General features: G+C 69.8%; 32 protein-coding genes. 23 read left to right on the forward strand and 9 right to left on the reverse strand.

The window, feature by feature from the left end; genetic code table 11:
- Nucleotides 1-228 precede the first annotated feature (228 nt).
- The 12 genes from ABIE41_RS05510 (at nt 229) to ABIE41_RS05565 (ending at nt 7,901) form a co-directional block, all read left to right on the forward strand.
- On the forward strand, nt 229-903 hold the full coding sequence (locus ABIE41_RS05510; protein WP_192644856.1) for a response regulator transcription factor: 675 nt from the start codon (nt 229-231) through the stop codon (nt 901-903).
- A 149-nt stretch (nt 904-1,052) separates the two neighbouring features.
- Complete coding sequence (flgB, locus tag ABIE41_RS05515) at nt 1,053-1,433, forward strand: flagellar basal body rod protein FlgB (RefSeq protein WP_192644857.1); 381 nt, start codon at nt 1,053-1,055, stop codon at nt 1,431-1,433.
- 55 nt (nt 1,434-1,488) lie between these two features.
- Nucleotides 1,489-1,908 carry a flagellar basal body rod protein FlgC gene (flgC, locus tag ABIE41_RS05520; RefSeq protein WP_069053030.1) on the forward strand — a complete coding sequence of 140 codons (420 nt, stop codon included), beginning with the start codon at nt 1,489-1,491 and terminating at the stop codon, nt 1,906-1,908.
- Nucleotides 1,908-2,246 (forward strand): flagellar hook-basal body complex protein FliE, encoded by a 339-nt coding sequence (gene fliE / locus ABIE41_RS05525; protein ID WP_192644858.1) that lies wholly within the window; start codon nt 1,908-1,910, stop codon nt 2,244-2,246. Before flgC ends, fliE begins: the two co-directional genes overlap by 1 nt.
- Before the next feature lie 12 nt (nt 2,247-2,258).
- Complete coding sequence (gene flgG, locus ABIE41_RS05530) at nt 2,259-3,047, forward strand: flagellar basal-body rod protein FlgG (protein WP_192644859.1); 789 nt, start codon at nt 2,259-2,261, stop codon at nt 3,045-3,047.
- Nucleotides 3,048-3,055: 8 nt separating this feature from the next.
- Nucleotides 3,056-3,535: a flagellar basal body P-ring formation chaperone FlgA gene (gene flgA / locus ABIE41_RS05535; RefSeq protein WP_192644860.1), complete on the forward strand. Its 480-nt coding sequence runs from the start codon at nt 3,056-3,058 to the stop codon at nt 3,533-3,535.
- Nucleotides 3,532-4,653 (forward strand): flagellar basal body P-ring protein FlgI, encoded by a 1,122-nt coding sequence (gene flgI / locus ABIE41_RS05540; RefSeq protein ID WP_465247081.1) that lies wholly within the window; start codon nt 3,532-3,534, stop codon nt 4,651-4,653. Before flgA ends, flgI begins: the two co-directional genes overlap by 4 nt.
- 93 nt (nt 4,654-4,746) lie before the next feature.
- Complete coding sequence (locus ABIE41_RS05545) at nt 4,747-5,280, forward strand: MotE family protein (protein ID WP_192644862.1); 534 nt, start codon at nt 4,747-4,749, stop codon at nt 5,278-5,280.
- Complete coding sequence (flgH, locus tag ABIE41_RS05550) at nt 5,277-5,981, forward strand: flagellar basal body L-ring protein FlgH (protein WP_192644863.1); 705 nt, start codon at nt 5,277-5,279, stop codon at nt 5,979-5,981. Before ABIE41_RS05545 ends, flgH begins: the two co-directional genes overlap by 4 nt.
- Nucleotides 5,981-6,505, forward strand: coding sequence for a flagellar basal body-associated FliL family protein (locus tag ABIE41_RS05555; protein WP_192644864.1), 525 nt, complete (start codon nt 5,981-5,983; stop codon nt 6,503-6,505). The genes flgH and ABIE41_RS05555 overlap by 1 nt, the downstream gene beginning before the upstream one ends.
- Nucleotides 6,502-7,239, forward strand: a complete 738-nt coding sequence (gene fliP / locus ABIE41_RS05560; protein ID WP_192644865.1) for a flagellar type III secretion system pore protein FliP — start codon at nt 6,502-6,504, stop codon at nt 7,237-7,239. Before ABIE41_RS05555 ends, fliP begins: the two co-directional genes overlap by 4 nt.
- 74 nt (nt 7,240-7,313) lie before the next feature.
- On the forward strand, nt 7,314-7,901 hold the full coding sequence (locus ABIE41_RS05565; protein ID WP_192644866.1) for a glycoside hydrolase family 19 protein: 588 nt from the start codon (nt 7,314-7,316) through the stop codon (nt 7,899-7,901).
- A gap of 116 nt (nt 7,902-8,017) precedes the next feature.
- On the opposite strand, the gene ABIE41_RS05570 is transcribed toward ABIE41_RS05565, so the two are convergent.
- On the reverse strand, nt 8,018-9,172 hold the full coding sequence (locus tag ABIE41_RS05570; RefSeq protein WP_192644867.1) for a trans-sulfuration enzyme family protein: 1,155 nt from the start codon (nt 9,170-9,172) through the stop codon (nt 8,018-8,020).
- Nucleotides 9,173-9,254: 82 nt separating this feature from the next.
- Here ABIE41_RS05570 and ABIE41_RS05575 point away from each other — a divergent pair, with 82 nt between their 5' ends.
- The gene (locus ABIE41_RS05575) at nt 9,255-9,794 is read left to right on the forward strand and encodes a TspO/MBR family protein (RefSeq protein ID WP_354191792.1); all 540 of its coding nucleotides are present in this window, start codon (nt 9,255-9,257) and stop codon (nt 9,792-9,794) included.
- A 9-nt stretch (nt 9,795-9,803) separates the two neighbouring features.
- On the opposite strand, the gene ABIE41_RS05580 is transcribed toward ABIE41_RS05575, so the two are convergent.
- The 3 genes from ABIE41_RS05580 to ABIE41_RS05590 all read right to left on the reverse strand — a co-directional run bounded on the left by ABIE41_RS05580 (nt 9,804) and on the right by ABIE41_RS05590 (nt 11,702).
- Nucleotides 9,804-10,178, reverse strand: coding sequence for a response regulator (locus ABIE41_RS05580; RefSeq protein WP_192644868.1), 375 nt, complete (start codon nt 10,176-10,178; stop codon nt 9,804-9,806).
- Nucleotides 10,179-10,181: 3 nt separating this feature from the next.
- Nucleotides 10,182-10,742, reverse strand: a complete 561-nt coding sequence (gene hpt / locus ABIE41_RS05585; protein ID WP_192644869.1) for a hypoxanthine phosphoribosyltransferase — start codon at nt 10,740-10,742, stop codon at nt 10,182-10,184.
- A gap of 135 nt (nt 10,743-10,877) precedes the next feature.
- The gene (locus ABIE41_RS05590) at nt 10,878-11,702 is read right to left on the reverse strand and encodes a DUF3426 domain-containing protein (protein WP_192644870.1); all 825 of its coding nucleotides are present in this window, start codon (nt 11,700-11,702) and stop codon (nt 10,878-10,880) included.
- A gap of 195 nt (nt 11,703-11,897) precedes the next feature.
- On the opposite strand from ABIE41_RS05590, the gene ftsE reads away from it, so the two are divergent.
- The 5 genes from ftsE to ABIE41_RS05615 all read left to right on the forward strand — a co-directional run bounded on the left by ftsE (nt 11,898) and on the right by ABIE41_RS05615 (nt 15,757).
- On the forward strand, nt 11,898-12,557 hold the full coding sequence (gene ftsE, locus ABIE41_RS05595; RefSeq protein ID WP_066723944.1) for a cell division ATP-binding protein FtsE: 660 nt from the start codon (nt 11,898-11,900) through the stop codon (nt 12,555-12,557).
- Nucleotides 12,550-13,518, forward strand: coding sequence for a cell division protein FtsX (locus tag ABIE41_RS05600; RefSeq protein WP_192644871.1), 969 nt, complete (start codon nt 12,550-12,552; stop codon nt 13,516-13,518). Before ftsE ends, ABIE41_RS05600 begins: the two co-directional genes overlap by 8 nt.
- Before the next feature lie 91 nt (nt 13,519-13,609).
- Complete coding sequence (locus tag ABIE41_RS05605) at nt 13,610-14,392, forward strand: YdcF family protein (protein ID WP_192644872.1); 783 nt, start codon at nt 13,610-13,612, stop codon at nt 14,390-14,392.
- Between the two features lie 51 nt (nt 14,393-14,443).
- On the forward strand, nt 14,444-15,232 hold the full coding sequence (locus ABIE41_RS05610) for a lysophospholipid acyltransferase family protein (RefSeq protein ID WP_192644873.1): 789 nt from the start codon (nt 14,444-14,446) through the stop codon (nt 15,230-15,232).
- A gap of 72 nt (nt 15,233-15,304) precedes the next feature.
- On the forward strand, nt 15,305-15,757 hold the full coding sequence (locus tag ABIE41_RS05615) for a hypothetical protein (protein ID WP_192644874.1): 453 nt from the start codon (nt 15,305-15,307) through the stop codon (nt 15,755-15,757).
- Between the two features lie 25 nt (nt 15,758-15,782).
- On the opposite strand, the gene ABIE41_RS05620 is transcribed toward ABIE41_RS05615, so the two are convergent.
- Complete coding sequence (locus tag ABIE41_RS05620; RefSeq protein ID WP_465247112.1) at nt 15,783-16,343, reverse strand: gamma-glutamylcyclotransferase; 561 nt, start codon at nt 16,341-16,343, stop codon at nt 15,783-15,785.
- A 155-nt stretch (nt 16,344-16,498) separates the two neighbouring features.
- Here ABIE41_RS05620 and ABIE41_RS05625 point away from each other — a divergent pair, with 155 nt between their 5' ends.
- Nucleotides 16,499-17,551 carry a DUF2125 domain-containing protein gene (locus ABIE41_RS05625; protein ID WP_192644875.1) on the forward strand — a complete coding sequence of 351 codons (1,053 nt, stop codon included), beginning with the start codon at nt 16,499-16,501 and terminating at the stop codon, nt 17,549-17,551.
- A gap of 66 nt (nt 17,552-17,617) precedes the next feature.
- Here ABIE41_RS05625 and rpoH read toward each other — a convergent pair whose 3' ends face one another.
- The 4 genes from rpoH to ABIE41_RS05645 form a co-directional block, all read right to left on the reverse strand.
- Nucleotides 17,618-18,514, reverse strand: coding sequence for an RNA polymerase sigma factor RpoH (rpoH, locus tag ABIE41_RS05630; RefSeq protein ID WP_192644876.1), 897 nt, complete (start codon nt 18,512-18,514; stop codon nt 17,618-17,620).
- A gap of 214 nt (nt 18,515-18,728) precedes the next feature.
- Nucleotides 18,729-19,754, reverse strand: a complete 1,026-nt coding sequence (locus ABIE41_RS05635; RefSeq protein WP_192644877.1) for an RluA family pseudouridine synthase — start codon at nt 19,752-19,754, stop codon at nt 18,729-18,731.
- 70 nt (nt 19,755-19,824) lie between these two features.
- A complete protein-coding gene (locus ABIE41_RS05640; RefSeq protein WP_192644878.1) occupies nt 19,825-21,573 on the reverse strand; it encodes a heme biosynthesis HemY N-terminal domain-containing protein in 1,749 nt (582 codons plus the stop codon).
- Nucleotides 21,574-21,590: 17 nt separating this feature from the next.
- Complete coding sequence (locus tag ABIE41_RS05645) at nt 21,591-23,675, reverse strand: uroporphyrinogen-III synthase (RefSeq protein ID WP_192644879.1); 2,085 nt, start codon at nt 23,673-23,675, stop codon at nt 21,591-21,593.
- A 264-nt stretch (nt 23,676-23,939) separates the two neighbouring features.
- On the opposite strand from ABIE41_RS05645, the gene tsaD reads away from it, so the two are divergent.
- The 4 genes from tsaD to ABIE41_RS05665 all read left to right on the forward strand — a co-directional run bounded on the left by tsaD (nt 23,940) and on the right by ABIE41_RS05665 (nt 26,839).
- Nucleotides 23,940-25,010 carry a tRNA (adenosine(37)-N6)-threonylcarbamoyltransferase complex transferase subunit TsaD gene (gene tsaD / locus ABIE41_RS05650; RefSeq protein ID WP_192644880.1) on the forward strand — a complete coding sequence of 357 codons (1,071 nt, stop codon included), beginning with the start codon at nt 23,940-23,942 and terminating at the stop codon, nt 25,008-25,010.
- On the forward strand, nt 25,007-26,020 hold the full coding sequence (locus ABIE41_RS05655) for an NAD(P)H-dependent glycerol-3-phosphate dehydrogenase (RefSeq protein ID WP_192644881.1): 1,014 nt from the start codon (nt 25,007-25,009) through the stop codon (nt 26,018-26,020). The genes tsaD and ABIE41_RS05655 overlap by 4 nt, the downstream gene beginning before the upstream one ends.
- A complete protein-coding gene (locus ABIE41_RS05660; RefSeq protein ID WP_192644882.1) occupies nt 26,020-26,355 on the forward strand; it encodes a hypothetical protein in 336 nt (111 codons plus the stop codon). The genes ABIE41_RS05655 and ABIE41_RS05660 overlap by 1 nt, the downstream gene beginning before the upstream one ends.
- A 76-nt stretch (nt 26,356-26,431) precedes the next feature.
- Nucleotides 26,432-26,839: an EVE domain-containing protein gene (locus tag ABIE41_RS05665; protein ID WP_192644883.1), complete on the forward strand. Its 408-nt coding sequence runs from the start codon at nt 26,432-26,434 to the stop codon at nt 26,837-26,839.
- Nucleotides 26,840-26,930: the final 91 nt, after the last annotated feature.

Consider the following 26,930-nt stretch of genomic DNA (forward strand, 5'->3'; position numbering starts at 1 on the left):
TTCTGCCGAGGCCCGGTTCAGGTGCGGTCGCGGCTAAATTTCGAGGGTTAATGAAAAGTATACGCTTTCTTATAAATCCGTATAACGGTCTTTAATCGAGGTTTCCGCAGTGTTTCATCTCGCCTGTCATCGTCTCGATCTTGCATTGACCATGACGAAGACGGTCCCTAGCGTCAGACTGCTTCCAGCTCTTTTGAGGGGGAGTTGTACCGATGCTGGGGGGTATCCATGTATATCGTGATCGATGATCGGGTTCTCGTAACCGAAGGATATCAGTCTCTGTTTACTGGCGAGGGTGTTCCGGCGATCGGTTTCACCCCCTCGCGCTTCCAGGAATGGGTCGAGGACACCTCGGCGGACCATCTCAACAGCGTCGAGGCCTTCCTGATCGGCGACTGTGCCGAGCGCTCGACCTTCCCGACCATGATCCGCCGCCGTTCGCAGGCGCCGGTGATTGCCATGAACGAGGCCTCTTCGCTCGAAAAGACGCTGGAGCTCTTCGCCGCGGGCGTCGACGACGTGGTCCGCAAGCCGGTGCATGTGCGGGAGATCCTGGCCCGGGTGAATGCGATGCAGCGCCGTGCCGAGAAGCGGCGCGCCACCGATGACGAGGTCACGATCGGCGAGATCAAGGTGCATTTCGACGGCAGCGACCCCGAGGTCGCCGGCGAACAGATGGCGCTACCGCGCCGCGAGCGCCGCATCCTCGAATTCCTGATGCGCAATCGCGGCCGCTGGGTCACCAAGACCCAGGTCTTCAACGCCGTCTACGGCCTGTTCGATGCCGAGGTCGACGAGGCCGTGGTCGAGAGCCATGTCAGCAAGCTGCGCAAGAAACTGCGCGAGCGGCTCGGCTACGACCCGATCGAGTCCAAGCGCTATCTCGGTTACACGATCTCCTGACTTACACCCCGGCCGCAGGGCCGGGGCCGGCCTTGCCGTGCGTCTTCGACAGTCTTCGCTCCAGCTTTATCTCTCGCAATTTTGTCGAGACCAGCTTCACGCAAGTCAATCCTCCTAATGTCGTCTGGTCACGACAAGGGAGGCTTCCGGTGGAGCCCATCCATCTCTTCGATCTCGCCGCCCAGCAGTCGCGCTGGCTGGCCGTTCGACAGAACGCCGTCTCGCAGAACATCGCGAATGCCAATACGCCGCGCTATACCGCGCGCGATGTCGAGCCGTTCGAGGCCGTGGTGCGCAAGACCACGCTGTCGCTGGCGGCGACCGAGCCGAACCATATCAGCTCGACGCCGGCCGACGCGCTGACCGCCCGGCCGCGCAAGTCGAACAGCTGGTCCACCGTCCATTCCGGCAATTCGGTCAGCCTCGAGCAGGAAATGCTCAAGGCCGGCGAGATCAGCCGCAACCACGCCTTCACGACGAACATCGTGCGTAGCTTCCACCGGATGATGATGACCGCGATCAAGGGCTGACCAGCCCCGCGCAAGCATTCGTCGCTCGAATACTGTCCAGAGTGAGTACAGAGCCATGATCGACCCTCTCGACGCTTCGATGAAGATCGCCGGTGCCGGCCTCCAGGCCCAGTCGACGCGGGTGCGCGTCGTCTCGGAGAACCTGGCGAACGCCCAGGCCACCGGCACGACCCGCGGGGCCGATCCCTACCGCCGCAAGACCGTGACCTTCGAGAGCGCGATGAACCGGGCCCTGGGCGTCTCGCTCGTCAAGATCAAGGGCGTCGGCGTCGACAAGGCACCCTTCCGTGTCGAGTTCGAGCCGAGCCATCCGGCCGCCGACGAGAAGGGCTACGTCAAGATGCCCAACGTCTCGCTGCTGCTCGAAATGGCCGACATGCGCGAGGCGAACCGCTCCTACGAGGCCAACCTGCAGATGATCAAGCAGGCGCGCTCGATGCAATCCATGACCATCGATCTTTTGAGGAACGGCTGATGCTCAACGCGATTTCCGCTCTCGCGCCGGTCGCGAGCCAGGTCACACAGGGTCTGTCGGGACTCGGTGGCGCCAGCCTGCGCCAGGGCGCGGCCGCCACGACGGGCGCGGCCCAGCCCGGCGCCGATTTCGGCTCCGTCTTCGCCAATGTGGCGCAGAACTTCGTCGACAAGCTCGCCGAGGGCGAGAGCCAGGCGGTGGCCGGCATCCAGGGCAAGGCGGCCGTTCAGGACGTCGTCCAGGCGGTGATGTCGGCCGAGCAGTCGCTGCAGCTCGCCATGGCGATGCGCGACAAGGTCGTCGGCGCCTACCAAGAATTCATGCACATGGCGATCTGAGGAACGAAGCCGATGAAAGTCCTCGCCATCGCGGCCACCGGCATGAGCGCGCAGCAGCTCAATGTCGAGGTCATCGCCAACAACATCTCCAACATCAACACGACGTCGTTCAAGCGGGCGCGCCCGGAGTTCACCGACCTGCTCTATCAGACCGAGCGCTCGCGCGGCGTGCCCAATCGCGGCGGCGACGGCTCGATCCCCGAGGGCGCTTCGCTCGGGCTCGGCGTGCGCGCCGCCGCGATCCGCAACCTGCACATCCAGGGTGCGATGACGCAGACCGGCAACCGGCTCGACCTCGCCATCGACGGGCGCGGCTGGTTCAAGGTCACGGCCCCGGAAGGCGAGACGCTCTTTGCCCGCGCGGGCACCTTCAACACCAATGCCGATGGCGACATCGTCACGGCCGATGGCTATCTGCTCGATCCGGCGATCCGGGTCCCGGCCGATGCGGTCGACGTCACCGTCAACGAATCCGGGCTGGTGCTCGCCAAGATCCCGGGCGAGGTGCAGCCGCGCCAACTCGGCCAGATCACGCTGGCGAATTTCGCCAATGATGCCGGGCTCGAGCCGCTCGGCGGCAACCTCTACCGCGAGACCGTGGCCTCGGGGCAGCCGACCGACGGCAACCCGACCGCGATCGGCTTCGGCAAACTGCGCCAGGGCTATCTCGAGGCGTCGAACGTCGATCCGGTGAAGGAGATCACGGCGCTGATTGCGGCGCAGCGCGCCTATGAGATGAACGCCAAGGTCATCACCGCCGCCGACCAGATGGCCGGCACCGTCTCCAACGGCATCCGGTGAGGCGCGTGATGGTCCACCCGACGCTGCGCCGGAAGGGTTTCGCCGCGGCCGCTCTCGCCGCTGGTCTCGCCATGCTCGCGACCGGCCCGGTCCAGGCCAACCCGGCGGCGGTGACGCTGCCGGTCCCGTCGGTCACGCTCTATCCGGGCGACGTCATCGCCGATGTGCATCTGGTCGATCGCGCCTTCCGGGTGGCGGGGCGGGTGGCGGTGGACAACCGGCTCGCTTTGGTCGGCAAGGTCGTGCGGCGCACGCTGCTGCCGGGCCAGCCGATCCCGCTCAACGCGGTCGATGATGCCAAGGTGGTGCGCCGCGGCGTGCCGACCCAGGTTGTGTTCCGCGAGAGCGACCTCGTCATCACCGGCATCGTCGAGCCGATGGCCTCGGCCTCGGTCAACGAGATGGTCAAGGCGCGCAATCCCGACACCGGGCTGATCGTGGTCGGCGTCGTCCAGGCGGACGGCACGATCCGCGTCGGGAGCGAATGATGGCGCTCGCCTCGCGACTGATCGTCGGCCTCTGCGCGCTCGCCCTCGCGCTGACCGGTGCCCTGCCGGCCCGTGCCTCGGTGCGGATCAAGGACATCGCCGGGCTGCAGGGCGTGCGCGACAACCAGCTTGTCGGCTACGGGCTCGTCATCGGCCTGCAGGGCACGGGCGACAGCGTGCGCAACTCGCCCTTCACCGGCCAGGCGCTGCAATCCATGCTCGACCGGCTGGGCGTGAACGTCCGCAACTCGGCGCTGCGCACACGCAATGTCGCGGCAGTGATCGTGACGGCAGATCTGCCGGCCTTCGCCGGGCGCGGCAGCCGCATCGACGTCTCCGTCGCCTCGATGGGGGATGCGACCTCGCTGCTGGGTGGCACGCTCGTCGTCACCTCGCTTCTGGCAGCGGACGGGCAGACCTATGCGCTGGCGCAAGGCCGCCTCAACGTGTCGGGTTTCTCCGCCCAGGGCGAGGCCGAGCGGCTGACGCAGGGGGTGACCACGGCCGCGCGCATTCCCGGCGGTGCCCTCGTCGAGCGCCAGATCCCCGACCAGCTCGCGACGCTGCATGTGCTTTCGCTCGAGCTGCGGAACCCGGATTTCGTCACGGCCGAGCGCGTCGCCGGCGCGATCAACGCCTTCACCCGCGAGCGCTACAAATCGACCGTCGCCTTCGCGCTCGACCACCGCACGATCAGCCTGACGCGACCGCCGAACATGTCGACGGCGCGCTTCATCGCCGAGATCGAGCGGCTGACGCTGGAGCCGGATTCGCCTGCCCGCGTCGTCGTCGACGAGCGCACCGGCACGGTGGTGATCGGACGCGACGTCAAGATCTCCACGGTCGCCGTGACCCATGGCAACCTGACGGTGCGCGTCACCGAAACGCCGATGGTCTCGCAGCCGGAACCGCTCAGCAACGGCCAGACGGTGGTTGTGCCGCGCACGCAGATCGAGGCGCAGCAGGGCAATGGCCGGCTCGCCATCATCAACGGCGCGAACCTGCACACGCTGGTGCGCGGCCTCAACCAGATCGGGCTGAAGCCGGCGGGGATCATCGCGATCCTGCAGGCGATCAAGACCGCGGGCGCTCTTCAGGCCGACCTCGTCGTGCAGTAGCGCGCCGGTTCGGCGCCGGCCTCGCGCCGCGCCAGCCCCGCGAAAGCGACGCCCGCTAGAAGCAAACCATCGACCATCGAGCCGAGGGGCGCCATGCCGTCGAAGCCTTTTTCCATCCTGTTCCTGCTGCCGGTGCTGCTGCTGGCGCCCCGTTCTGGAGCCGGAGCGGCCCCGACCCAGACGCCGCCTACGGCCGCCCCGGCCGCCCTGACCTCGGATGCGGCGAGCTACTGCGCCGCGATCCGCGATCCCGCTGCGGAGGCCCGCTTCGCCTGGCAGGCGAATGCGCTGAAGGGGCTGGAGGCGAAGCTCGCCGACACCCTGAAGAAGCTCGATGAGCGCAAGGCCGAGCTGCAGATGCTGACCGACCAGCGCGCTGCCGAGGTGAAACAGGCCGAGGCCCGCATGACCGACATTTTCGCGCGGATGCGCCCCGATGCCGCCGCGCTCCAGCTCTCGGCCATGGATCAGGGCGTGGCGGTGGCCGTGCTCAGCAAGCTACCCCCACGGGCCGCGAGCGCCGTCCTCAACGAGATGGAGGCCTCGCGCGCCGCCCAGCTCGCCGAGGTGATGGGCGGCCGGCGTGCCCTTTCGACGACGCCCCCAACCGGAGTTCAGACCCGATGAAGCCGTTCCTCCTGGTGGCCTGTGCCGTCACCCTCGCCGGCTGCGGCACCGACATGGCCGAGCTCAACCGCGAGCCCACCCTATCGCGTGTCGGCAGCGGCCTGGCCGTCCAGCGCGATGCCATTCCACTTGGCACGCCGGCGGGCCGGGGCGTCGATGTTGCCTTCAACTCGATCTACACCCGCCAGAGCGAGGACCTCTTCCGCGACACCCGCGCCATGAAGACGGGCGACGTCGTCACGGTGAAGATCTCGATCAACGACAAGGCCAAGCTCGACAACAAGTCGGATCGCTCGCGCAATTCCGCGGCGAAATACGGCCTCGGCTTCCTCGCGAACTTCAACGGCGCCTCGGGTGATGCGTCGGCGAGCGCGAACGCCAGCTCCGATACCTCCTCGCGCGGCCGGGGCCTGACCGACCGCTCGGAAGAGGTCGAGATGTCGGTCGCCGCCGTGGTCACCGAGATCCTGCCCAACGGCAATCTCGTCATCAACGGCTCGCAGGAGGTGCGCGTCAACTACGACATGCGCGTGCTCAACGTCACCGGCATCGTGCGCCCGCGCGACATCACCGGCAACAATGTCGTCTCCTACGAGAAGATCGCCGAGGCGCGAATCTCCTATGGCGGGCGCGGCCGCGGCATGGAGGTGCAGCAGCCGGCCTGGGGCCAGCAGCTCGTCGACAAGGTCACCCCCTTCTGATGGCGCGCTCTCTGCCCAGGCTGCCCGGCCCGCGCCAAGGCCTGCGCCAAGGTCGGCGGCTGCCGCCGCGGGCGCTGCTGGCGGCTGCGCCGGTGCTGATCCTAACCGCGCTGGCGGCGGCGGCCGGCGCGCTCTGGGGCTTCCGGGTCGTCGGCACGGTCGAGAGCACGGTGATGAAGCGGATGGAGGCGGCGACGCCCGATCTCGCGGTCAACCCGCAGATGACCGGGACGCTGGTGATGAAGAAGCTGCCGCCGATCGTCACCAATCTCGCGGCTCCGGCCAATACCTGGGTGCGGCTGGAGGCGGCCCTGCTGCTCGAGCAGAAGACAGCGCTGGGCGCCGACCCGCTGGTCGGCGCCATCACCGAGGACATCCTCGGCTTCCTGCGCAGCGTCACCGCGCAGCAGATGGAAGGGGCGGCCGGCCTGCGCAATTTGCGCGAGGACCTGACCGAGCGCGTCGCGATCCGCTCCAAGGGCGTCGTGCGCGACATCGTCATCGAAACGCTGGTGGTGCAGTGATCCGGATCCTCGCGGTATTCTCGACCCTGCTCGCCGGCACGGCCGCCGCGCAGGCGCAGTCCTTCGGGCTGGAGGGCCTGCTGCCACCGGGCGGCGCCTCGGCCTCGGGCCGCATCGTCCAGATCGTGGCGATGCTGACGGTGCTCTCGGTCGCGCCCGGGCTCTTGATGATGGTCACCAGCTTCAGCCGCTTCGTGATCGCGCTGTCCTTCCTGCGCTCGGGGCTCGGCCTGCAGAGCACGCCCGCCAATCTGATCCTGGTCAGCCTGGCGCTGTTCATGACCTTCTTCGTAATGGCGCCGACCTTCGACAAGGCCTGGCAGGACGGCGTGCTGCCGCTGGTCGAGAACCGGATCAGCGAAAGCGAGGCCTATGCGAAGATCACAGCGCCGTTCCGCGACTTCATGCTGGCGCAGACGCGGCCGCAGGACTTACGCCTCTTCGCCGATCTGGCGCCGGCCGGCATCCGCCCGCAGGACCCGTCGCAGGCGGTCGATCTGCGGGTGCTGATTCCGTCCTTCATGATCTCGGAACTCAGGCGCGCCTTCGAGATCGGCTTCCTGATCGCGCTGCCCTTCCTGGTGATCGACATGATCGTCGCGACGATCGTGATGTCGATGGGCATGATGATGCTGCCGCCCACCGTGATCTCGCTGCCCTTCAAGGTGATCTTCTTCGTCCTGATCGACGGCTGGAACCTGCTGATCGGCGGGCTGGTGCGCTCCTACAGTTGAGCGGGGACAAGTTGCCCTGCCGATCCCCGCCGACGCCGCGGGGACCATGATGGCCTCCTTTCGGGAGGGCGGCCATGTCGATGCAGCGAAGCGGTGCGGATGCCGGCGTTCCTCCGACGTCTGCAGCCCTGTCGGTGACGCGGGAGCGCCTGTTGCGGCTGGCACCGCAGGGGCGGGCCGCGATCATCGAGGGGCTCGCCGCTTCGTTCGACCGGTCGGCTGCGGCGGCCGGGATCATCACCCGCCTGCAGCTCTGCCATTTCCTGTCCCAGGCCGCCCATGAAAGCGACCGTTTCCGGACGCTGGAGGAGTATGGCGGGCGCGCCTATTTCGCCCGCTATGACGGGCGCCGCGATCTCGGCAACACGCAGGCCGGCGACGGCGTGCGCTATCACGGGCGTGGCCTCTTCCAGCTGACGGGGCGCGCCAATTACCGCCACTACGGGGCGCTGATCGCCGTCGACCTCGAAGGCTCGCCCGAGCGGGCCAAGGAGCCGGCGGTCTCGCTGGCCATCGCCTTCGCCTATTGGCGCGACCGCGGCTGCAACGAAGCCGCCGATGCCGACGACGTCGTCGCGGTGACGAGGCTGATCAATGGCGGGCGCAACGGGCTTTCGCAGCGCCGCCGGTTGCTGGCGCTGGCGAAGACGATCTGGGTCTGAGATCTGCGTCGGAGATCTGCGTCATTCTCGGGCTTGACCCGAGAATCTCACGACCCGTTGCCTCTGGTTTCCGAGATGGTCGGGTCAAGCCCGACCATGACGTGCGGGCCGGGTTCTTATGCGTGCCCGGCCTTCAGCGCTTGGTCGAGGTCGGCATAGAGGTCGTCGAGATCCTCGATGCCGGTCGAGAGGCGCAGCAGGTCGGGCGGGCAGGGCGAACCCGCGCCCTCGATCGAGGCGCGATGCTCGATCAGGCTCTCGACGCCGCCGAGAGAGGTCGCGCGCTTGTACAGTTCGACATGCGCGGCAGCCTTGACCGCCGCCGCCTCGCCGCCGACCACCTGCACCGAGAGCATGTAGCCGAAGCCGCCTTCCATCTGGCGCGCGGCGATGTCGTGGCCGGGATGCTGCGGCAGGCCGGGATAGAGCACGCGCGCCACCAGCGGATGGGCCGAGAGCTTCTGCGCCAGCGTCATCGCCGAGGCGCTCTGGCGCTCCTGCCGGACATGGAGCGTGCGCATGCCGCGCATCAGCAGATAGGCCTCGAAGGGGCCGAGAATGCCGCCCTGGCCCTTGCGCACGGTCTTGATGCGGTTCCAGAATTCGTCGTCCTCGCGGGCGCAGAGCGCGCCGGCGACCACGTCGGAATGGCCGTTCAGCACCTTGGTCGCGGCATGCATGACGATGTCTGCGCCGAGCTGCAGCGGGCGCGTATGCACGGGCGAGGCGCAGGTCGAGTCCACCGCGAGCTTGGCGCCGGCCTTGTGGGCGATCTCGGCGGCGGCCGCGATGTCGGTGATCGTCCAGAGCGGGTTCGAGGGCGTCTCGGCCCAGACCAGCTTGGTCTTTCCGGGCTTCATCGCCGCCTGCAGCGCGGCGAGGTCGTCCGTCTCGACGAAGTCGATGACGAGGCCCCAGCGGGTCGCTTCCGTCAGCAGCCAGGAGCGCAGCGCCCAGTACATCACCTTGGAGGCGACGACATGATCACCCGGCGAGAGCGCCTGGAAGACGGCGGTCGCTGCCGCCATCCCGGAGCCGAACAGCAGCGCGCCGGCCTTGGCCTGCTCCAGCATGGCAAGCACGCTCTCGGCCTCGCGCGTCGTCTCGTTGTCGGGCCGGCCATAGACGAAGCCGCCGGAATAGCCGTTGTCCTCGTCGCGGATATAGGTCGTCGAGACATGGATCGGCGGCACGACGCCCTTGGTCAGCGGGTCGATCTTGCCCATGGCCTGGGCGGCGAGCGAGCGGGGGTGGAAGGGGCGCTGGGGCATGACGATCCGCGAAAGTTCCAGGAGGGACTAAAAACGCATCTGGCGCAGGCCGGGGGCCCGGCGCAAGAGCTGCGACCTTGCCATGGGCGCAGGGCGCCTCCATGTCACGATCATGAGCACGCCGCCATCCCTCGCGCCCGCACGTCCCCGCCCGTTCTGGATCGACGCCCTGATCGCGATCCTGCCCGTCGTCGCGGTGTCGCTGCTCGGCAATGCCGTCACCATCCCGCAGGTCCTGACCTGGTACCCGACGATCGCCAAGCCGCCCTTCAACCCGCCCAACTGGGTGTTCGGCCCGGTCTGGACGACGCTGTTCGCGCTGATGGCCTATGGCGTCTGGCGCATCCTGCGGCTGCCGGCGGGCACGCCGGGGCGGGCCAGGGCGATGATCGCCTATCACGTGCAGCTCGCGCTCAACCTCGCCTGGTCCTGCGTCTTCTTCGGCCTCAACAGCCCGCTCGGCGGCCTGTTGGTGATCGTGCCCTTCCTGGCGATGATCCTGGTCACGATCGCTCTCTTTGCCCGGCTGGATCGTCTGGCCGCGAATCTGCAATGGCCCTATGTCGCCTGGGTCTCGTTTGCGACGCTGCTGAACGTCTCGATCTGGTGGCTGAACCGCTAATAAGGCGCTTCAGCCGATCGAGCGTTCGATCACTTTCAACACCGTGCTGCGCAGTTCGGCGATGGTGAAGGGCTTGGTCATCACCTCCTCCACGATGGCGTCGAGGCTGCGGGCGCGCTCGCGCTGCTCGGCATAGCCGGTCATCAGCATGATCGGCAGGTCCGGAAAGGCCTGTTTGGCGGCCAGCGCCAGCGCGATCCCGTCCATCAGCGGCATGCGGATGTCGGTCAAGAGCAGGTCGAAATGCCCGCCCTCGGCGATCAGCGTGTCGAGCGCCTCGGCGCCGTCGGCCGCCGTCAGGCAGGAATGGCCGTCCATGGCCAGGCCGCGGGCCACCAGCGTCCGCAGCGGCTCCTCGTCATCGACCACCAGAATACGCGACATGGCTCAGATCCCCGGGAGGCCGGCCTGGTCGGCGGTTTCGATGACGCCGACATAGGGCAGCTGCCGATAGGAATGGGCAACATCCATGCCATAGCCGACAACGAAATAGTCCGGGCATTCGAAGCCGACATGCTCGGCCACGATATTGACCGCACGCTTGCCAGGCTTCTCCAGCAGAACGGCGGAGGACACCTTGGCGGCGCCGCGCGCCGCGAGCAGGTCCTTGGCGAAGGCCAACGTACGGCCCGATTCCAGGATGTCGTCGACGAGCAGCACCTCGCGCCCGCGGACGTCGCTTTGCACATCGCGCAGGATCTCGACCTGGCCGGAGGAGACGGTGGCCGCGCGGTAGCTCGAGAGATGCACGAACTCGACCTGCGGCGTCATGCCGACGCGGTGCATGGCGCGGATCAGGTCGGCGACAAACATGAAACTGCCCTTGAGGACCGCGACCACGAGCAGGTCGGCCGGGGCCGTCGCGGCGATCGCAGCCGCCATCTCCTCGTTGCGGCGCGCGATCGTCGCTTCGTCGTACAGCACCCTGATGCGCCGTGGCTCCGACATGATGTGGTCGTCCTTTCACGGAGCGCCCCGCGGGGGCGCGTCCTGGAGATGATGTGTGGTCTGAGGTTTAGAGCGCCTGATCCGAACTGAACAGGCCCGCGCGCGCCGGCACCGTCGCCGGAGCGCTCCGGCCGCTCAGGGGCGTCCCGGCGCGGCGGGGCCGGAAGCGGCGAATCGCACCAGAACGGTCTGGCCCGTCGCCGGCGGCGCGGCCAGCCTTGCACGGAAGCGCATCAGCTCCGCCGGCTCCAGTTCGGGGCGGGGCGGATCGGTTTTCCAGCTGTAGAGCGTCTGCCCGGAGGCATCCTGCACCGCGACCTCGATCGGCGGCACGCGCGTCTGGCTCTTGGTGATGTTGGTAACGTCGCCCTCGACCACGAGGAACCGACCGGCCGCATCGTCGACGAGGCCGCTCTCGATCGCGCCGAGCTTCAGCCCGCGGATATTGACCGGGAAGCCGAGCTTCTCGAAGACGTCGGCGAGTTGCGGGGCGGCCCGCGCTGCGCGGTCACGCTCCATGATGAGACCACCGAGCAGGGCGACCCCGAGCAGCGAGAGCGCCGCAGCGGCGACGACCGCGCGCGAGGGCTTCACCTTGGCCTTGGAGCCCTTGCGGCCAGGACGATGGCCGCGCTTGCCGCGCGGATGGGCCGGGCCGGTGGCGTCCGGGCCCTCGGCACCGTGACTTTCCGCACCCTGGCCATCCGTGCCTTGACCGTCGGTGCTCTGGCCCTCGGCCGTCACGGCCGAGACCTGGGCGTCGACCGCGGCGGCCTGCTCGAGTTCCTCGTTGAGAAGGGCTTGGGTTTCCTCGGGCGTCGGAGCCTCGGGCAGCTCGGGCTCGGGCGCAACGTGCCAGAGCGTCTGGCAGCTCGCGCAGCGCACCTTGCGCCCGTCGGGGCCGAGCTTGGCGCCGTCGAGTTCGTAGCGGCTGGCGCAGGATGGGCAGACGATCAGCATGGCGGCGGCCGGCGGTTCCCGAGCGGTTCGAGCCCGCGCCCGGATCTGGGGGGCGCCCACCCATTGGCGGCCGGGATGGTTAACGTCGCGTGAAGAACTTCGCGCCATGCTCCGTCGCGACGGCTCTCCGCGCCACCGGCAACGGGTGTAGGATCGGTCGCGAAGATTCGCTGTCTGCCCCGGGGACGCAGGGATTTGGTTCGGTTCGAGAATGTCGGCCTGCGATACGGCATGGGCCCGGAGGTGCTGAAGGACATCACCTTCAGCATCGAGCCGCGCTCGTTCCAGTATCTCACCGGCCCGTCGGGGGCCGGGAAGACGACCCTGATGCGCCTCGTGCTGATGGCGCTGCAGCCGACGCGCGGCCTCGTGCATCTTTTCGGGCAGGATGTCTCGCGGCTCGACGCCGCGACCTTGACCGCCTTTCGCCGCCGCATGGGCGTCGTTTTCCAGGATTTCCGACTGCTCGATCACCTCACCCTCTACGAGAATGTCGCACTGCCGCTGCGCGTGCTGGGCAAGGAGGAGGCGAGCTACCGCGCGGAGGTCGTCGAGCTGTTGCGCTGGGTCGGGCTGGGCGAGCGCATGCATGCCGTGCCGCCCGTCCTGTCCGGCGGCGAGAAGCAGCGTGCGGCGATCGCGCGCGCCCTGATCGGGCGGCCGGAACTGGTGCTCGCCGACGAGCCGACGGGCAATGTCGACCCCGCGCTCGGGCGGCGGCTGCTGCGGCTGTTCATGGAGCTGCAATCGCTCGGCACGGCCGTGGTGATCGCGACCCATGATCTCGGCCTGATGGAGCTCTACGACGCGCCGCGCCTGGTGCTGGCCGACGGACATCTTCACGTCGATGCCTGAGTCCGGCCAGCACGATGTCGAGCGCGAGGAGCGGGCGCTCCCGAGCAATCTGCGGCGCGACCAGCCGCTGGTGCCGATCGACAATGTCGCCGGCCGGGCGCTGATGGCGGTGATCGCGATCCTGACCTTTCTGGCCGCGCTGAGCGCCGGGGCCGCCGTGCTCGCCGCGCGCGCCTCCGAGCAATGGCGCGGCGCCGTCTCCAACGAGATGACGATCCAGATCCGCCCCGATTCGCGCCGCGACATCGAGGCCGACATCGCCCGCGCCGTGGCAATGGCCCGGGCAGTCGAAGGCGTCGCCGCCGTGCAGCCGATCCCGCGCGCCGAATCGGACAAGCTGCTGGAGCCCTGGCTCGGCACCGGGTTGGACCTCGTCGAATTGCCGGTGCCGCGGCTGATCGTGCTGAAGCTGCGGCCCAGTGCCGTTTCGGACCTCGCCGGTTTCGGCGCCGCGCTGCGCCGCGAGGTGCCGACCGCGATCCTCGACGATCACCGCCTCTGGCTGCGCCGGCTCTCGACCATGGCGAGCACGATCATCCTGTCGGGCGCGGCTGTGGTGCTGCTGGTGATGGCGGCTGCGGCGCTGGCGGTGGCGTTTGCGACGCGCGGCGCCATGGCCGGCAGCCGCGACAGCGTCGAGGTGCTGCATCTCGTCGGCGCCGATGACGACTTCATCGCGCGCGAATTCCAGAGCCGTTTCGTGCGGCTGGGCCTGCGCGGCGGCGCGATCGGCGGCGGGGCGGCCCTCGTCGTCATCGCCCTGCTCGGCATCCTCGCCTCGCGCTGGAGCAGCGCGCCGGAGGCCGAGCAGTTGCGGGCGATGTTCGGCGCCTTCGAGATCGGCTGGGGCGGCTATGTCGCGGTGGTGATGGTGGCGGTCGTCGTCGCCGCGATCTCGGGCCTCGTCTCGCGCGTCACCGTCCGGCACCATCTGCACGCGCTCGCCCAGGGGTCGGCGTGATGGTGCGCCGGCCGCTTCCTGCCCTCTCGGGCCCTGCCGCGCTTATGCCCGATTGGCGCGATAGCTTGGTTTGGCGATGGCTATGATCGGCATGAGGCAGGAGCGAACGGCCCCTCTCACGCGCCCGGCCGCGCCGGCTCGCGCCGACAGGGGTGCGGGCCCGCGGCGCGCGGCGCTGGTGCTCGCGCTGGCGCTGCCTCTCGGCCTGCTGGCCGCCGTGGTCCTCGGCTATATCCGCTTCGCCTCGGCCATCGTCGCGCATGAACCGTCGGCGGTGCCGCGGACCGATGCGATCGTGGTGGTCACGGGCGGCTCGCAGCGCGTCGGCGATGCCATTGGCCTGCTCGGGGCCGAACGCGGCTCGCGGCTCCTGATCAGCGGCGTCAACGAGAAGACCGGCCGCGAGGAACTCGCGAAGCTGAACCCGTCCGCCCGCGAGCTGCTCGGCTGCTGCGTCGATCTCGACTATCGCGCCCGCAACACCATCGGCAATGCCATCGAGGCCCGCCGCTGGGTGCGCAGCCACAACTTCCGCTCGCTCTTGGTCGTGACCTCGAACTATCACATGCCCCGCACCATCGCCGAGTTTGCCCATGCGATGCCGGGCTTGCGGCTCGTGCCTCATCCCGTCGTGACCGACCAGATCGATACCGGTGGCTGGTGGTATCGCTGGAGCGCGATCCGTGTGCTGGTGCCCGAATATGCGAAATATCTGGCGGCCCGCCTGCGCAGCCTCGTCGAGACCGATCCCGAGACCTCGCGGCTCTCGGTCATCATCGGCGGCCGCAAGCCGGTCTCTTCCAAGCCGGCCGAACTGATGGGGCCCGAGCAGGAGCGCCGCAGCCAGGCGAAAAGCGGGCATCACGACGGCTGATTCGGCAGGCGGCGCTTGACGCGCGCCGGGCCGCGGGGTCTTTGGCGCGCCATGCTCGTCCTGCGCTCGCTCGTCTTCAACGTCCTCTTCTACGCGAACCTGTCGCTCTGGCTGGTCTTCGCGGCCATGCCGGCGCTGCTGCTGCCCAAACGGGTGCTGCTCTCCATCACCGTCGCCTGGGCCCATAGCGCGCTCTGGCTGATGAAGGTCGTGGCCGGGACGGATTACGAGGTCACTGGCCGGGAGAACATTCCCGCCGCGGGCGGCATGATCGTCGCCGCCAAGCACCAGTCCTTCTGGGAGACCTTCGTCCTGGTGACGATCTTCCCGGATCCGGTCTTCATCCTGAAGCGGGAGCTGACCTGGATTCCCTTCTTCGGCTGGTGCCTGATCAAGATGAGGATGATTCCTGTCGATCGCGGCGGCAAGGCGCGCGCCCTGGCGCATGTCACGCGCAGGGCCAAGACCGAGCTGCGCGACCGCGGCCGCCAGCTCCTGATCTTTCCCGAGGGCACGCGTCGCCCGCCGGCCGCGCCGCCGGCCTACAAGTTCGGTGTCGCCCATATCTATGGCGAGCTCGGCCTCCCCTGCGTGCCCGTCGCGCTCAATTCCGGCCTCTACTGGCCGCGCCGCAAGTTCCTGCGCCGGCCCGGCACGATCCGCCTCGAGATCCTGCCGGCGATCCCGGCCGGTCTCGACAAGGCCGCCTTCCATGGCGAGCTGCAGGAGCGGATCGAGACCGCCAGCGACCGCCTGCTGGCACAGGGGCGGGCCGAACTCGCCGCACGAGGGCTTGATCCGCTGGCCAACACTGCTGACACGCCGCGGCAGCAGGGCTGATCCCGGCAGCCTGTTGCTCTTGACTTGTCCTCGCTTCGTTCTCACTTTGCGCAGGAACAAAGGAGGAACGACATGGCCGCTCTCGCCCATCGCCAGCAGGTTCCGCGCCCCGGCCGCAGCCTCTTCGACCGACCGCAGCGCGATCTCTTCGCGCGTGACCTGACGACCGAACAGCCGGCGGCGAACGCAAGCGCCTGCGAGATGCCGATGCGCAGCACGGCGGCCCTCGGCGAGCGCCGCTTCACCGCCTGGCGCGGCCGCTCGGGCCGGCGCTATGTCGCCTCGGTCTTTGCCGTCGGCGACGATCACGCGCTGGGGTTCACTGACGCGGTGCTGCTGGCGGTGTCCGCCGACCGGCGCATCCTCGCCGCGCGCGAGAGCGGGCCCTTCGGCGTCGAGGCGGCGCTGCGCCGCTGGCAGCGCGCGGTCGCGGTCGCGGGCGCGACCGAGATCCATGTGCATCTGCTTGCCGAGGACGGCGTCAGCCGCCGCGCCGCTCTGCTCGACCTGATGCCGGAGGTGTGAGGACGGCTGAGCCGTCCGGCTGGCGCTACAGTTTCGGTCGCGGTGCCGCGCCCGGTGCCAGCGCCTGGGCGAGCCCGGCCAGGACCGGATCGTAGATGCCCATCTTGCGCAGATGCTCGTCGGTCAGGAGCACGTAGTCGGGGTTTTCGCCCGAGCTGCCGCGCCCGTGCCGGACGAGGTCGAGCTGCTGCTCGCGCGGCAGGCGCCCGGCATATTGTAGGTGCTTGCGGTCGGCGACATAGACCAGCGCCGTGACGCCGCGGCCGTCCTGCAGCCGCACCGGCATCAGCCGCTCGACATAGACTGCGGTCGCCTGCTCGCGGGCGCGCAGATAGTCCACCGTCTCCTGCGCGCGCTCGGCCGCGACGCGGAAGGCGAGCCCCCGGCAGATGCCGCCCCGGTCGAGCCCCAGCACCAGTCCGGGACGCTCCGGCGTGCCGCGATGGACATGCGAGAAGATGCAGAGCGAGCGGTGATAGCCGTGAAGCCTGGCCTGGACGCTCTCCTCGAAGTCGAAGCCCGGCCGCCAGATCAGCGAGCCATAGCCGAAGACCCAGAGATCCGTCTCCCCGAAGGCGGCCGTCATGCCCATCCCGTCCTTTTCGCGTGCCACCGTCCGTCGTCCCATAATTCGGCCGCGTGGCCCTGCTTGAAAGCGGCGCCGGCCGCAGGTGCCGGCTGGCTTCCGCTCCCGGGCGGAGCTAACAATCCCGCCGCATCCGCGCAATGGACCGATCCCGCATGACCGATCCCCAATCCGGCCGCCGCAGCAGCAGGGCCTGGCTCTACGCTCCCTTCGTGCTGCTCCTTGTCGTCGCGCTGGGCTGGACGGCCTTCTGGTTCGTGGTGCGCGGCCGCGTCATGGAGGCGGTCGACAACGCGCTCGCCCGCGAGGAGGGGCTCGGCCGCAGCTGGACCTGCGCGGATCGGTCCGTCACAGGCTTTCCCTTCCGCGTCGAGCTGCGCTGCAGCGCGCTCGCGCTCGCCTCGGCGCGCTGGGGCGAGGCGGTCCGGGTGCAGACCGGGCCGGCGGTGGCGGTCGGGCAGATCTACACGCCCAATCTCGTGATCGCGCAGATCACCGGGCCGCTGCAGGCGAATCTGCCGGAGGGTCGCAAGCTCGATCTCGGCTGGACGCGGCTGGAAGCGAGCCTAGGCCATGGCACCGGCGGCCCGGAGCGGGTCTCGCTCGTGGTAACGGCGCCCGATGCCAAGCTGAGCGCGCCGGGCCTCACGCCCGAGACCTGGCGGGCGGCAAGCGTCGAGGCGCATCTGCGCCGCAATCCGTCGCGGCCGGCCGCGGACCAGGCCATCGATCTCGCCATCGCCGCCAAGGGCTCGGTTCTGCCGGCGCTGGACGCGCTGCTGGGCACAACGGAAGCGGGCGATGTCGACATCCAGGCGACGTTGACGCAGTCGGAGGCGTTCCGGATCGGCCTCAACCCCGATGCGCTGGAAGCCTGGCGCACGGCCGGCGGCCAGATCGAGGTGACGAAGCTGCTCTCGGTCAAGGGCCCGGCCCGGATCGAGGCGAGCGGCCAGTTCCTGATCGACCAGACGCATCGGCCAGCCGGCCAGATTCAGGCCTCGCTGGCGGGCATCCGCCAGATCGCCGGCATTCCGGTCGGCGGGCTCGCTGCGGGCATCGGCGGGCTGCTCGGCGGGCGCCTCAGCGCGCAACTGCCTGGCGCTGCGCCGGGGCTGACGGCCCTTCCGCTGGTCGTGCTGCGTGAGGGCCGGGTTTATCTGGGTCCCATCCGCCTGCCGGTGCAGCCGCTGCCGGCTCTGTACTGAGCGCAAGCCACGAAAAAAGGGGCGCGGAAGCCGCGCCCCTGAATTCGTCCGGAAGAAGAAGGCCGCTCAGGCCGCAGGCAGCGCCGCGCGGGGCGCCTCGATGCGGGTCAGCGCCTTCTTGACCGCGTCCTGCACCTTCTCGAAGGCACGGACCTCGATCTGGCGGACGCGCTCCCGTGACACGCCGAACTCCTCGGAGAGCTGCTCGAGCGTGATCGGGTCGTCGGCGAGGCGACGGGCCTCGAAGATGCGCCGCTCGCGCGGGTTCAGCACCTCGAGCGCCTCGCGCAGCGCCGTGTGGCGGTTGTCGGCCTCTTCCGAATCGGCGAGGCGACGCTCTTGGCTCTCGCTGTCGTCGACCAGCCAGTCCTGCCACTCGCCCTCGCCATCCTCGCGCAGCGGCGTGTTCAGCGATGCGTCGCCGCCGAGACGGCGGTTCATGTCGATCACGTCCTGCTCGTTGACGCCGAGCTTGGTGGCGATGCTCTTGACCTGCTCGGGGCGCAGGTCGCCCTCGCCCAGAGCCGAGATCTTGCTCTTGGCCTTGCGCAGGTTGAAGAACAGCTTCTTCTGGTTGGCCGTGGTGCCCATCTTCACGAGCGACCAGGAGCGCAGGATGTACTCTTGAATCGACGCCTTGATCCACCACATCGCATAGGTGGCGAGACGGAAGCCCTTGTCGGGTTCGAAGCGCTTGACGGCCTGCATCAGGCCGACATTGCCTTCGGAGACGACTTCGCCGATCGGCAGGCCATAGCCGCGATAGCCCATCGCGATCTTGGCGACGAGACGAAGATGTGAGGTGACGAGCCGATGGGCCGCGTCCCGGTCGCCATGCTCGCGCCAGCGTTTGGCGAGCATGAACTCCTCGTTCGGCTCCAGCATCGGGAATTTGCGGATTTCGTCGAGGTAGCGTGAGAGTCCGCCCTCGGCGGACAGGACGGGCAGCGAGGCACTCGCCATGCGCGTTCTCCTTCTCGGGCCCCCGCTTTGCGGCAGGCCCACCGCGCGATCAACCTTCGCGCAGGTTCGGATGTCGTGAACAGACCCAACGTCTCAACCATACGCAGGTTCGGTCGGGCCGGTTCATCTGCGGCGCCCCCTTGGCCATCCGCATCCGATGGCCACTATATGCCAAGACAGCTTGGCAGAAACTAGGCAAGGGAGCCAGTTTGGCTCACAGAGCCGCGAGCGCTGCTTGCAACTGTGCAAACTCGGGCGGCGGATCGGACTCGAAAAGCAGCTCCTCCCCGCTGGCCGGATGCTCGAAACCGAGGACCGCCGCATGGAGGGCCTGGCGGCCGAGCGCGGTCAGCGCCTCCCGGGCCGATTCGGGCAGGCGTGCCGCCTTGGTCGAGAATCCGGAGCCGTAGAGCTGGTCGCCGAGCAGCGGATGGCCCAGATGTGCCATGTGGACGCGGATCTGGTGGGTGCGCCCCGTTTCCAGCCGGCATTCGACCAGGCTGGCCAGCGCCTCGGTCTCTTCGCCGGCCTTGAGCAGCGGTGGGTAACGCTCGATCACGGTGTAGTGCGTGATCGCCTCGCGCCCGCGATCCTCGCCGACGACCATCATCTTCTCGCGGTTCTTGTTGGAGCGCTCGATCTGGGTCTGGACCGTGCCGTGCGGCCGGCGGGGCACGCCCCAGACGATCGCCAGATAGGCGCGCTGCAGCGGGCCTGTGCGGCCGTGATCGGCGAATTGCTTGGCGAGCTTCTGGTGGGCGCGGTCGTTCTTGGCGACGACGAGAAGGCCGCTGGTGTCCTTGTCGAGGCGGTGGACAATGCCCGGTCGGCGCACGCCGCCGATGCCCGAAAGGGTCTCGCCGCAATGGGCAATCAGCGCATTGACCAGCGTGCCGTCCTCGTGGCCCCCGGCGGGGTGGACGACGAGGCCGGCCGGCTTGTCGATGACGACGAGATGCTCGTCCTCGAAGACGACGTCGAGCGGGATGTCCTGGCCGACGGGATCGGGCGGGCGGGCCGCGGGGATGACGAGCGCGATCTCGTCGCCCTCGACGACCTTGCGCTTGCCGTCGGTCGCGATCACGCCGTTGAGGGCGACGCCGCCGTCCTTGATCACCTGCTGCAGGCGGGCCCTCGAGATCTCGCTGGCGAGCATCGCCAGTGCCTTGTCGAGGCGCTCGCCGGCCTGCTCGGGTCCGACATGGAGGGTGGTCCCGGCGCCTGCGGCGGCGCCCGTCATCTCTGTTGAGGTCATGACCGACGCTATAGGCCGGGCGGGCGCCCGCCGCACGCCTTTTCGCGACGGCAGCTCAGCCGAAGAGGCGGAACTTGCCCTTCTTGTCCTCGACGGGCTGGGCTTCCTCCGGGCCCGGATCATCCGGCGCATGGGCGACGGGGAAGATCACGGGCTTGGGGCGGGCTTCGCCGACCCCCATCACCGGCTCCGCGACGATGGCGGTGTCGGGCTTCGCGTCCGGCTTCGGCTCCGTCTTGGGCTCCGTCTTGGGCTCGACCTTCGCCTCGGGCTTTGCCTCGACCTTGGGCTCGGTGGCGAGGGCTGACTTGACCTCCCCGGCCGGCATCACGACGGCCGCGGATTCCGCCTTGGGCTGCGGCTCGGGCGCCGTCTCGACCTTGGCCGGCGTCTCGCGAACCGGTGCTGGCGGCGCGACGGCAGCGGGGGCAGTTTCCACCGCCTCGGCGCGGGCTTCGATCAGCGGGCGGGAATCGTCGAGATCGGCCAGCACGTCGTCGAGGGCGGGCGCCTGGCTGGAAAGGGTCGCGGGCGGAACGGTCCAGACGAAGGCGTCGAGCCGGCCCGAAATCGGCGACACCGGCATCCACTGGTCCGAGACCAGACCGTCGGCGACCCAGGCGGCGTCGCGCGGGGCGCGTGTCGCGCGTGCCAGCCATTCGCGGACCCGACCGGCGGCGCCGTGCTCGGCCTCCTCGAGCTCGGCCATCAGCAGACAAGCGCGCACCGAGGCGCCGCCCGCCAGCAACGGCTTCAGCGTGCTGCGGGCCTTGGCGAAGTCGCGGGCATGGATCGCGGCGCCGGCCAGCGCCAGCACGCCCTCGGGATCGGCCGGGCGCAGCTTCGCCAGCGTCGTGGCACGGGCGAGACGGTCCTGCGCGCTGTCGCCGGGGCGGACATCGAGATAGGCGGCGGCGATATCGGGGTGCGAGACCTCCTTCCAGGCGGCCTCGAGCAGCTTGACCGCCTTTCGGATGTCGCCGCGCTCGGCGAGCATCCGCCCGGCCAGAGCGGCGGCCGGCGTCAGTCCGGGCGCGAGCTTGACGGCTTCGAGGGCGGCGGCGAGCGCCTTTTCGGGGGCGGTGCCGCGGGCTTCGAGCGCCTCGGCTGCGAGCAGAACGGCGCGCTGGCGCTTGGCGTCGGCCTTGTCGGCGAGGCGCAGCGCGGCGCGGCGCTCGACGGCGGTGCGCGCCGCCTGCCAGTCGCCGGCATTGGTGTGGAAATCGAGCAGGGCGTCATTGGCCCAGGCGAGGGAGGGCGAACGGCGCACGGCGTCGTCGGCGAAGGCGCGGGCGGCGGCAAGATCGCCCCGGCGCTTGGCCTCGACGAAGAGGCCGCGCAAGCCGAGCACCCGCGTCTCCGGCTTGTCGAGCATGGCCTTGAAAGCGGCCTCCGCCCGGCCGCGATCGCCCGAGAGCTGCGCCGCCTGAGCCTCCAGCAGGAGCGTCAGCGGCTCGTTGCCGGCATAGCGGCGGGCATCGACGGCGTGGCGGCCGGCAGCGACGGGGTCGCCCGCGCCGATGGCGACCATGCCGCGCGAGACCGCCTCGAAGCCCCGCGCCCGGCGCCGCGAGCGCGAGGCGAAGCTGAAGGCGCCGGGCAGGCCGAAGACGAAGCGCAGCAGGCCGAAGGCCAGCATCGTCAGCAGGGCGAGGACGACCACCGCGATCGCCGCAAGGGCAACGCTCGTGTCGATCCGCCAGCCCTGCCAGACCACGGAGACCTCGCCCGGTCGGTCGGCGAGCCAGACGGCGCCGACGGCAAGCGCGGCGAAGACGGCGAGATAGACGAGTACGCGAACCATGGAACCCCTATCCTCCGTCAGCCGGCCGCGCCGAGCGCGGCGACCGCATCCTGTGCGATTTTGGCGATGGCCGCATCTGCCGCGGCGCGCTTGCGCAGCGCCTCGCCGAAGGCGGCGCTCTCGCGACGCGCCGGCTCGGGCAACTGCTCCCAGGCCGCAGCCGCCGCGACATTGTCCCCGCGCATGATGGCGGCCTCGAGCCGCATCGGCAGCGTTGCCGGATCACTGGCGCCGGTGTCACCGACGGGGCGGATGCTGATGACGCGACTGGCGAGCCCCAACAGCCTGTCCTGCCAGTTGGCGGAGGCGGGAGTGAGTTCGCGGACGAACATAGCCCTGTGCGGGCGCAGCTGCGCCAGAAGGGCGTCCTTCGTCGGGGCGCCGCTGGCCGCAACGGCGTTCAGCGCCGCAAGCTGCTCGGGCGAGCCGCCGCCCTTGGCCAGCGCCGCGACGTCTGCGGCGAAGGGCTGGCCCGAGGCCAGTGCCGCCTGGACGCGCTCGGCCAGGACGATGCGGGCAGCCGCGAGTCCCTGCGGGCTCGGCCCGGCCGCGGATTTCGCCAGCGCCTCGACGGAGCCGATGCGGGCGGTGTTGCGCTCGAGCTGCTGGCCGACGGCGGTCGCTGTCGCCTCGGCGCGCTGGGCCTTGGCGTTCAGCTCCGAGATCGCCGCCGCATCAGGTGCCGCTGCTCCGGCGACCTCGTTGACGCGGGCGGTCGCGCTCTGGGCTGCCGCGCCGGCCTTGGCGGCGGCATCGGCGGCCGACGCGGCCTTGCGGTCGAGCTCGGTCGTGGCGGTCTGCAGACGGTCGAGGCGGCCCTGGAGCTGGGCGACCTGCTCGGGCGTGATCGCGGGCGTCTGCCGGTTCAGGGCGAAGAAGACGATGCCGGCGCCGACCACGCCGCCGACGAGGCCGGCCAGCGCCATGGCCGGCAGGCTCGAACGCGCCGGTGCGGGCGCGGCGATGGGAGGCGGAGACAGCGGAGCGTCGGCCGCGGCCGGCTCGTCGCGGGACGGCGGCGCAGCAGTCGGCTCGGGAAACTCTCGCGGAAGGGCTTCGGTCGGCAGCACCGCCTCGGGGGTGGGCTCCTGGCCCGTTGAGGTCGGGCTCGCGGTCTCGGTGGCGGGCGTTTCGGTCGTGGCGGGCGACACCTCTGGAGCCGGCTCGGGCGGCGTCACCTCGGTTGCTGTCGCCTCGATGGTCGGCGGGGTGCGGCCCGAGCGCGTGGCGCCCTTGCCCCTGGCCCGCCCGGCCTGACCGGGCTTCTCATCGCTCTTCGGGGCATCGGTCGCGGAAGCGGCCTGCCTGTCAGAATCGTTCATCTCGTCCTTGTCCGTCTCGACGCCCGACGGCGCAACCGGCTCCTGTGTAGCACCCCCGCCGTCGCGATTGCGAGCGGACACTTGGTCCAGCGCCGCCAGGAGCGCGGCCTCCTCGGGGTGCTCGGCCACCAGAATCGTGCTGGCGCCGGCCGCGATCAGCGGCGCGGCGACATCGGCCGACAGGGCGACATGGGTGAGGTCAAGCAACGGCTCCAGCACGCCGGCCGTGCGGGCGAGGTCGAGGCAGGTGCGCACACCGCGGGCTGAGTAATGCAGCGCGCCGTCGACCACACCCTGCCGCAGGGCCTCGCGCGCCTGTTGTGGAAAGGCATCGACCGCCTCGGCGGCATAGGCCGTCCAGATCGCCACCGTGAAGCCGGCCTGCTCCAGCCGGTCGCCGACATCGTCATGCCGGTCGCGTCCGACGATCAGCAGCAGCCGCGACGCCGCCGGAAGCGTATCCCCGATCAGCCGGATCAGGTCGTCGCGGTTGCCGTCGGCGCTGCGCGAATCCGCATGGCCGGCCTCGCGGACCTTGCCGGCGGTGCGTGCGCCGACACTGAAGACCGGCACGTCGCGCAGCGCCGCCGGCAGCTCGGCGAGCGCGGGGACGGCATTGCCGCTGGTCAGGACGAGAGCGTCAAAAGGCCCCTCGGGAGCCGGATCGGCCGTCCGCGCAACGGCGAAGAGCGGCGCGAGCACCGGCTGGTGACCGCGGTCGCGCAGAGCGTTGGCTGTGCGCGCCGCCTCGGCCGGAGGGCGAAACACGAAAATGCGCATGCGATGTCCCTTATCCCCCGACGACGACATCCTCGCGGCCCGCCCCGCGCCGATGCCATCGGCCTCATCCATTCCGCGCGGCGTCGTCGCGCGCAAGTCGTCACAAGTCCCAAGCGCCGGGAGGCGCTCCGGGTTCCCGCGGTCTGAGCCTTCCGCCCCTTGGCCTTCGCGGCGCGGGCGGACTATAGGAGGGGGTCAGCCGGTGCGCTTCCGCCGGAACCGCCCCCCGTTTTCATCCTCCTGCCGAGACCTCATCGACCGATCATGCGCGTTCTGGGCATAGAGACGACTTGTGACGAGACCGCGGCCGCCATCGTGTCGGTGGAGCGCTCGGGCGAGATCAAGATTCTGTCGAACGAGGTGCTGAGCCAGATCGCGGCCCATGCCGCCTATGGCGGGGTCGTGCCCGAGATCGCGGCGCGCGCCCATGTCGATGCGATCGACCGCATCGTCGCCCGGGCCTATGAGAGCGCGGGGCTGGCTCCCGGCGAGATCGACGCGGTGGCGGCCGCGGCCGGGCCCGGCCTGGTCGGCGGCGTCATGGTCGGGCTGACGACCGCCAAGGCGATCGCGCTGGTCACCGGCAAGCCCTTCATAGCGGTCAACCATCTCGAGGCCCACGCGCTGACGGCGCGGCTGACCGACAACCTCGCCTTTCCCTATCTGCTGCTGCTGGTCTCGGGCGGGCATACGCAGCTCCTGGCCGTGCGTGGCGTCGGCGACTATCTCAAGCTCGGCGGCACGATCGACGATGCGGTCGGCGAGGCCTTCGACAAGATCGCCAAGATGCTCGGGCTGCCCTATCCGGGTGGCCCCTCGGTCGAGCGCGAGGCAGCCAAGGGCGACCCCGAGCGCTTCGACTTCCCGCGGCCGATGCAGGGGCGCCCGAACCCGGATTTCTCGCTGTCGGGGCTGAAGACGGCAGTGCGGCTGGTGGCGGAGCGCATCGCGCCGCTCTCGGACCGTGACGTCGCCGATCTCTGCGCCTCCTTCCAGGCGGCGATCGTCGACGTGCTGGTCGACCGCACCCGGGCCGGCCTGCGCGGCTGCTCGGCGGCCGGGATCACGCCGAGCGCGCTCGTCGTGGCCGGAGGCGTCGCCGCCAACCAGCCGATCCGGCGCGGCCTGACGCGGCTCGCCACCGAGGCCGGCCTGTCCATGGTGGCCCCGCCGCTGCATCTGTGCGGCGACAATGGCGCGATGATCGCCTGGGCCGGGCTGGAGCGGCTGCGGCTCGGCCTCGTCGACGACATGAGCGCGCTCGCCCGTCCGCGCTGGCCGCTCGACGAATTGAAGCCCCGCACCCAGACGGCCCCCGTCGGCGCCGCCGGATGAGCGGCGAGGGGGCCTTCGCCACGATCGGCGTCGTGGGAGCCGGCGCCTATGGGGCCGCACTGGCCCTGGCCGCGGCCCGGGCGGGGCGCCGCGTCCCGCTCTGGGCCCGCGACGCTGCCGCCGTCGCGGCGATCTCCCGGACGCGAGAGGCGCCGCGGCTGCCCGGTATCGCGCTGCCGGAGGCTGTCGAGGCGACCGCGGATCTGGCGGATCTCGCCGGTTGTGATGCGCTGCTGATCACCGTGCCGACGCAGAGCCTGCGCGAGGTTTGCCGGGTGCTGGTGCCCCTGCTGCCGGCGGGTCTACCGGTGATCTCTGCCGCCAAGGGCATCGAGCGGGGGAGCGGGCTGTTCACCACCCAGATCATCGCGCAGGAGCTGCCCGCAGCCCGGCCCGCGATCTTGTCGGGCCCGAGCTTCGCGGCCGATATCGGCAAGGGTCTGCCGACCGCGGTGACGCTCGCCGCCAGCGATGCCGGTTTGGCACAGGCGCTCGCCGAAGCGCTGAGTTCGCCGGCTTTCCGGATCTATCACAGCGCCGATCCGCGTGGCGTCGAGATCGGTGGCGCGGCCAAGAACGTGCTCGCCATCGCGGCGGGAATTGCGATCGGGCTGGGCTATGGCGAGAGTGCGCGCGCGGCGCTGGTGGCGCGCGGCTTCGCCGAGCTGCGCCGCTTCGGCCAGGCGCATGGCGCCCAAAGCGAGACGCTGATGGGGCTCTCGGGGCTCGGCGACGTCGTGCTGAGCTGCGCCTCGCCACAATCGCGCAACTTTGCCTTTGGTCTCGCGCTGGGCCAGGGCCGCAGCGTGACTGACGCGGCGGGCGGCGCTCTGGCGGAAGGCGCCTTCACCGCCCAGATACTGGCGCAGATGGCTGAAGTCGGCGGGGTCGAGATGCCGATCGCCGACGCGGTCGCCGGTATCATCGATGGCCGGATCGGTGTGCGCGAGGCGGTCACGGGGCTGCTCGCCCGGCCGCTGCGGGCCGAACGGGAACGGGAGAGCGAGTGATGGCGGGCGACTGGTCGGATCTGACGAAGCGGGTGGCACGCGGCATTGCCGAGGTGCGCAAGTCGACCGGCTCGGAGCTCGTCGCCGAGAGCGAGCCCGTGCCGCTGGCCGGACGCATCGCCCAGCCGGTGATCCAGCATCGCCGCCGCCGCGCGGAAGGCACGCATCGCTTCGTGCTGATCCTGCCTTTCGGCGAGGCCGAGGTCCGCGTCGAGCTCGATCCGCAGGACTATGCCGCCCTGACCCGCGAGATGGTGCGCTTCTGGAACGTGCAGGGGCCGGAGGCCTCGAAGCCCCCGGTGCCGCAGCCGCAGGCGGCGGACGGGGACGAGTGAGCGGGCGCCCATAGGCAGCCGGCGCGGATTTCGCTATCGACGATTCCCGTCCACGCCACCCCCGCGAGTGCACGCCATGGCCCATTGGCTCGTCAAATCCGAACCCTCGAAATGGTCCTGGGACCAGCAGGTCGCGGCCGGCGCGGCCGGCACGCATTGGGACGGCGTCAAGAACCACACCGCCAAGCTCAACCTGATGGGGATGAAGCAGGGCGAGCAGGTCTTCTTCTATCATTCCAATGAGGGGCTCGAGGTCGTCGGCATCGTCGAGGTCATCAAGGAGGCCTATATCTGGATCCCCGGCGAACCCTGGGTGTTGGTCGACTTCAAGGCCGTGAAGCCTCTGCCGAAGCCCGTCAGCCTCGCCCAGGTCAAGGCCGAGCCGAAGCTCGCCGAGATGTCGCTGGTGAAATCCTTCCGCCTTTCGGTGCAGCCTGTCACCGACGCCGAATGGGACATCGTCTGCAAGATGGGCGGGCTGTAAGCCGCTCGCACGGACCGAGTTGTCTCGGAAACATGCCGTAATTCCGGGCTTGCCCCGGAATCCATCGGAGGGCTCCGGAGCCTTAGGATGG

It is taken from the genome of Bosea sp. OAE506, assembly GCF_040546595.1.
GTDB lineage: Bacteria > Pseudomonadota > Alphaproteobacteria > Rhizobiales > Beijerinckiaceae > Allobosea.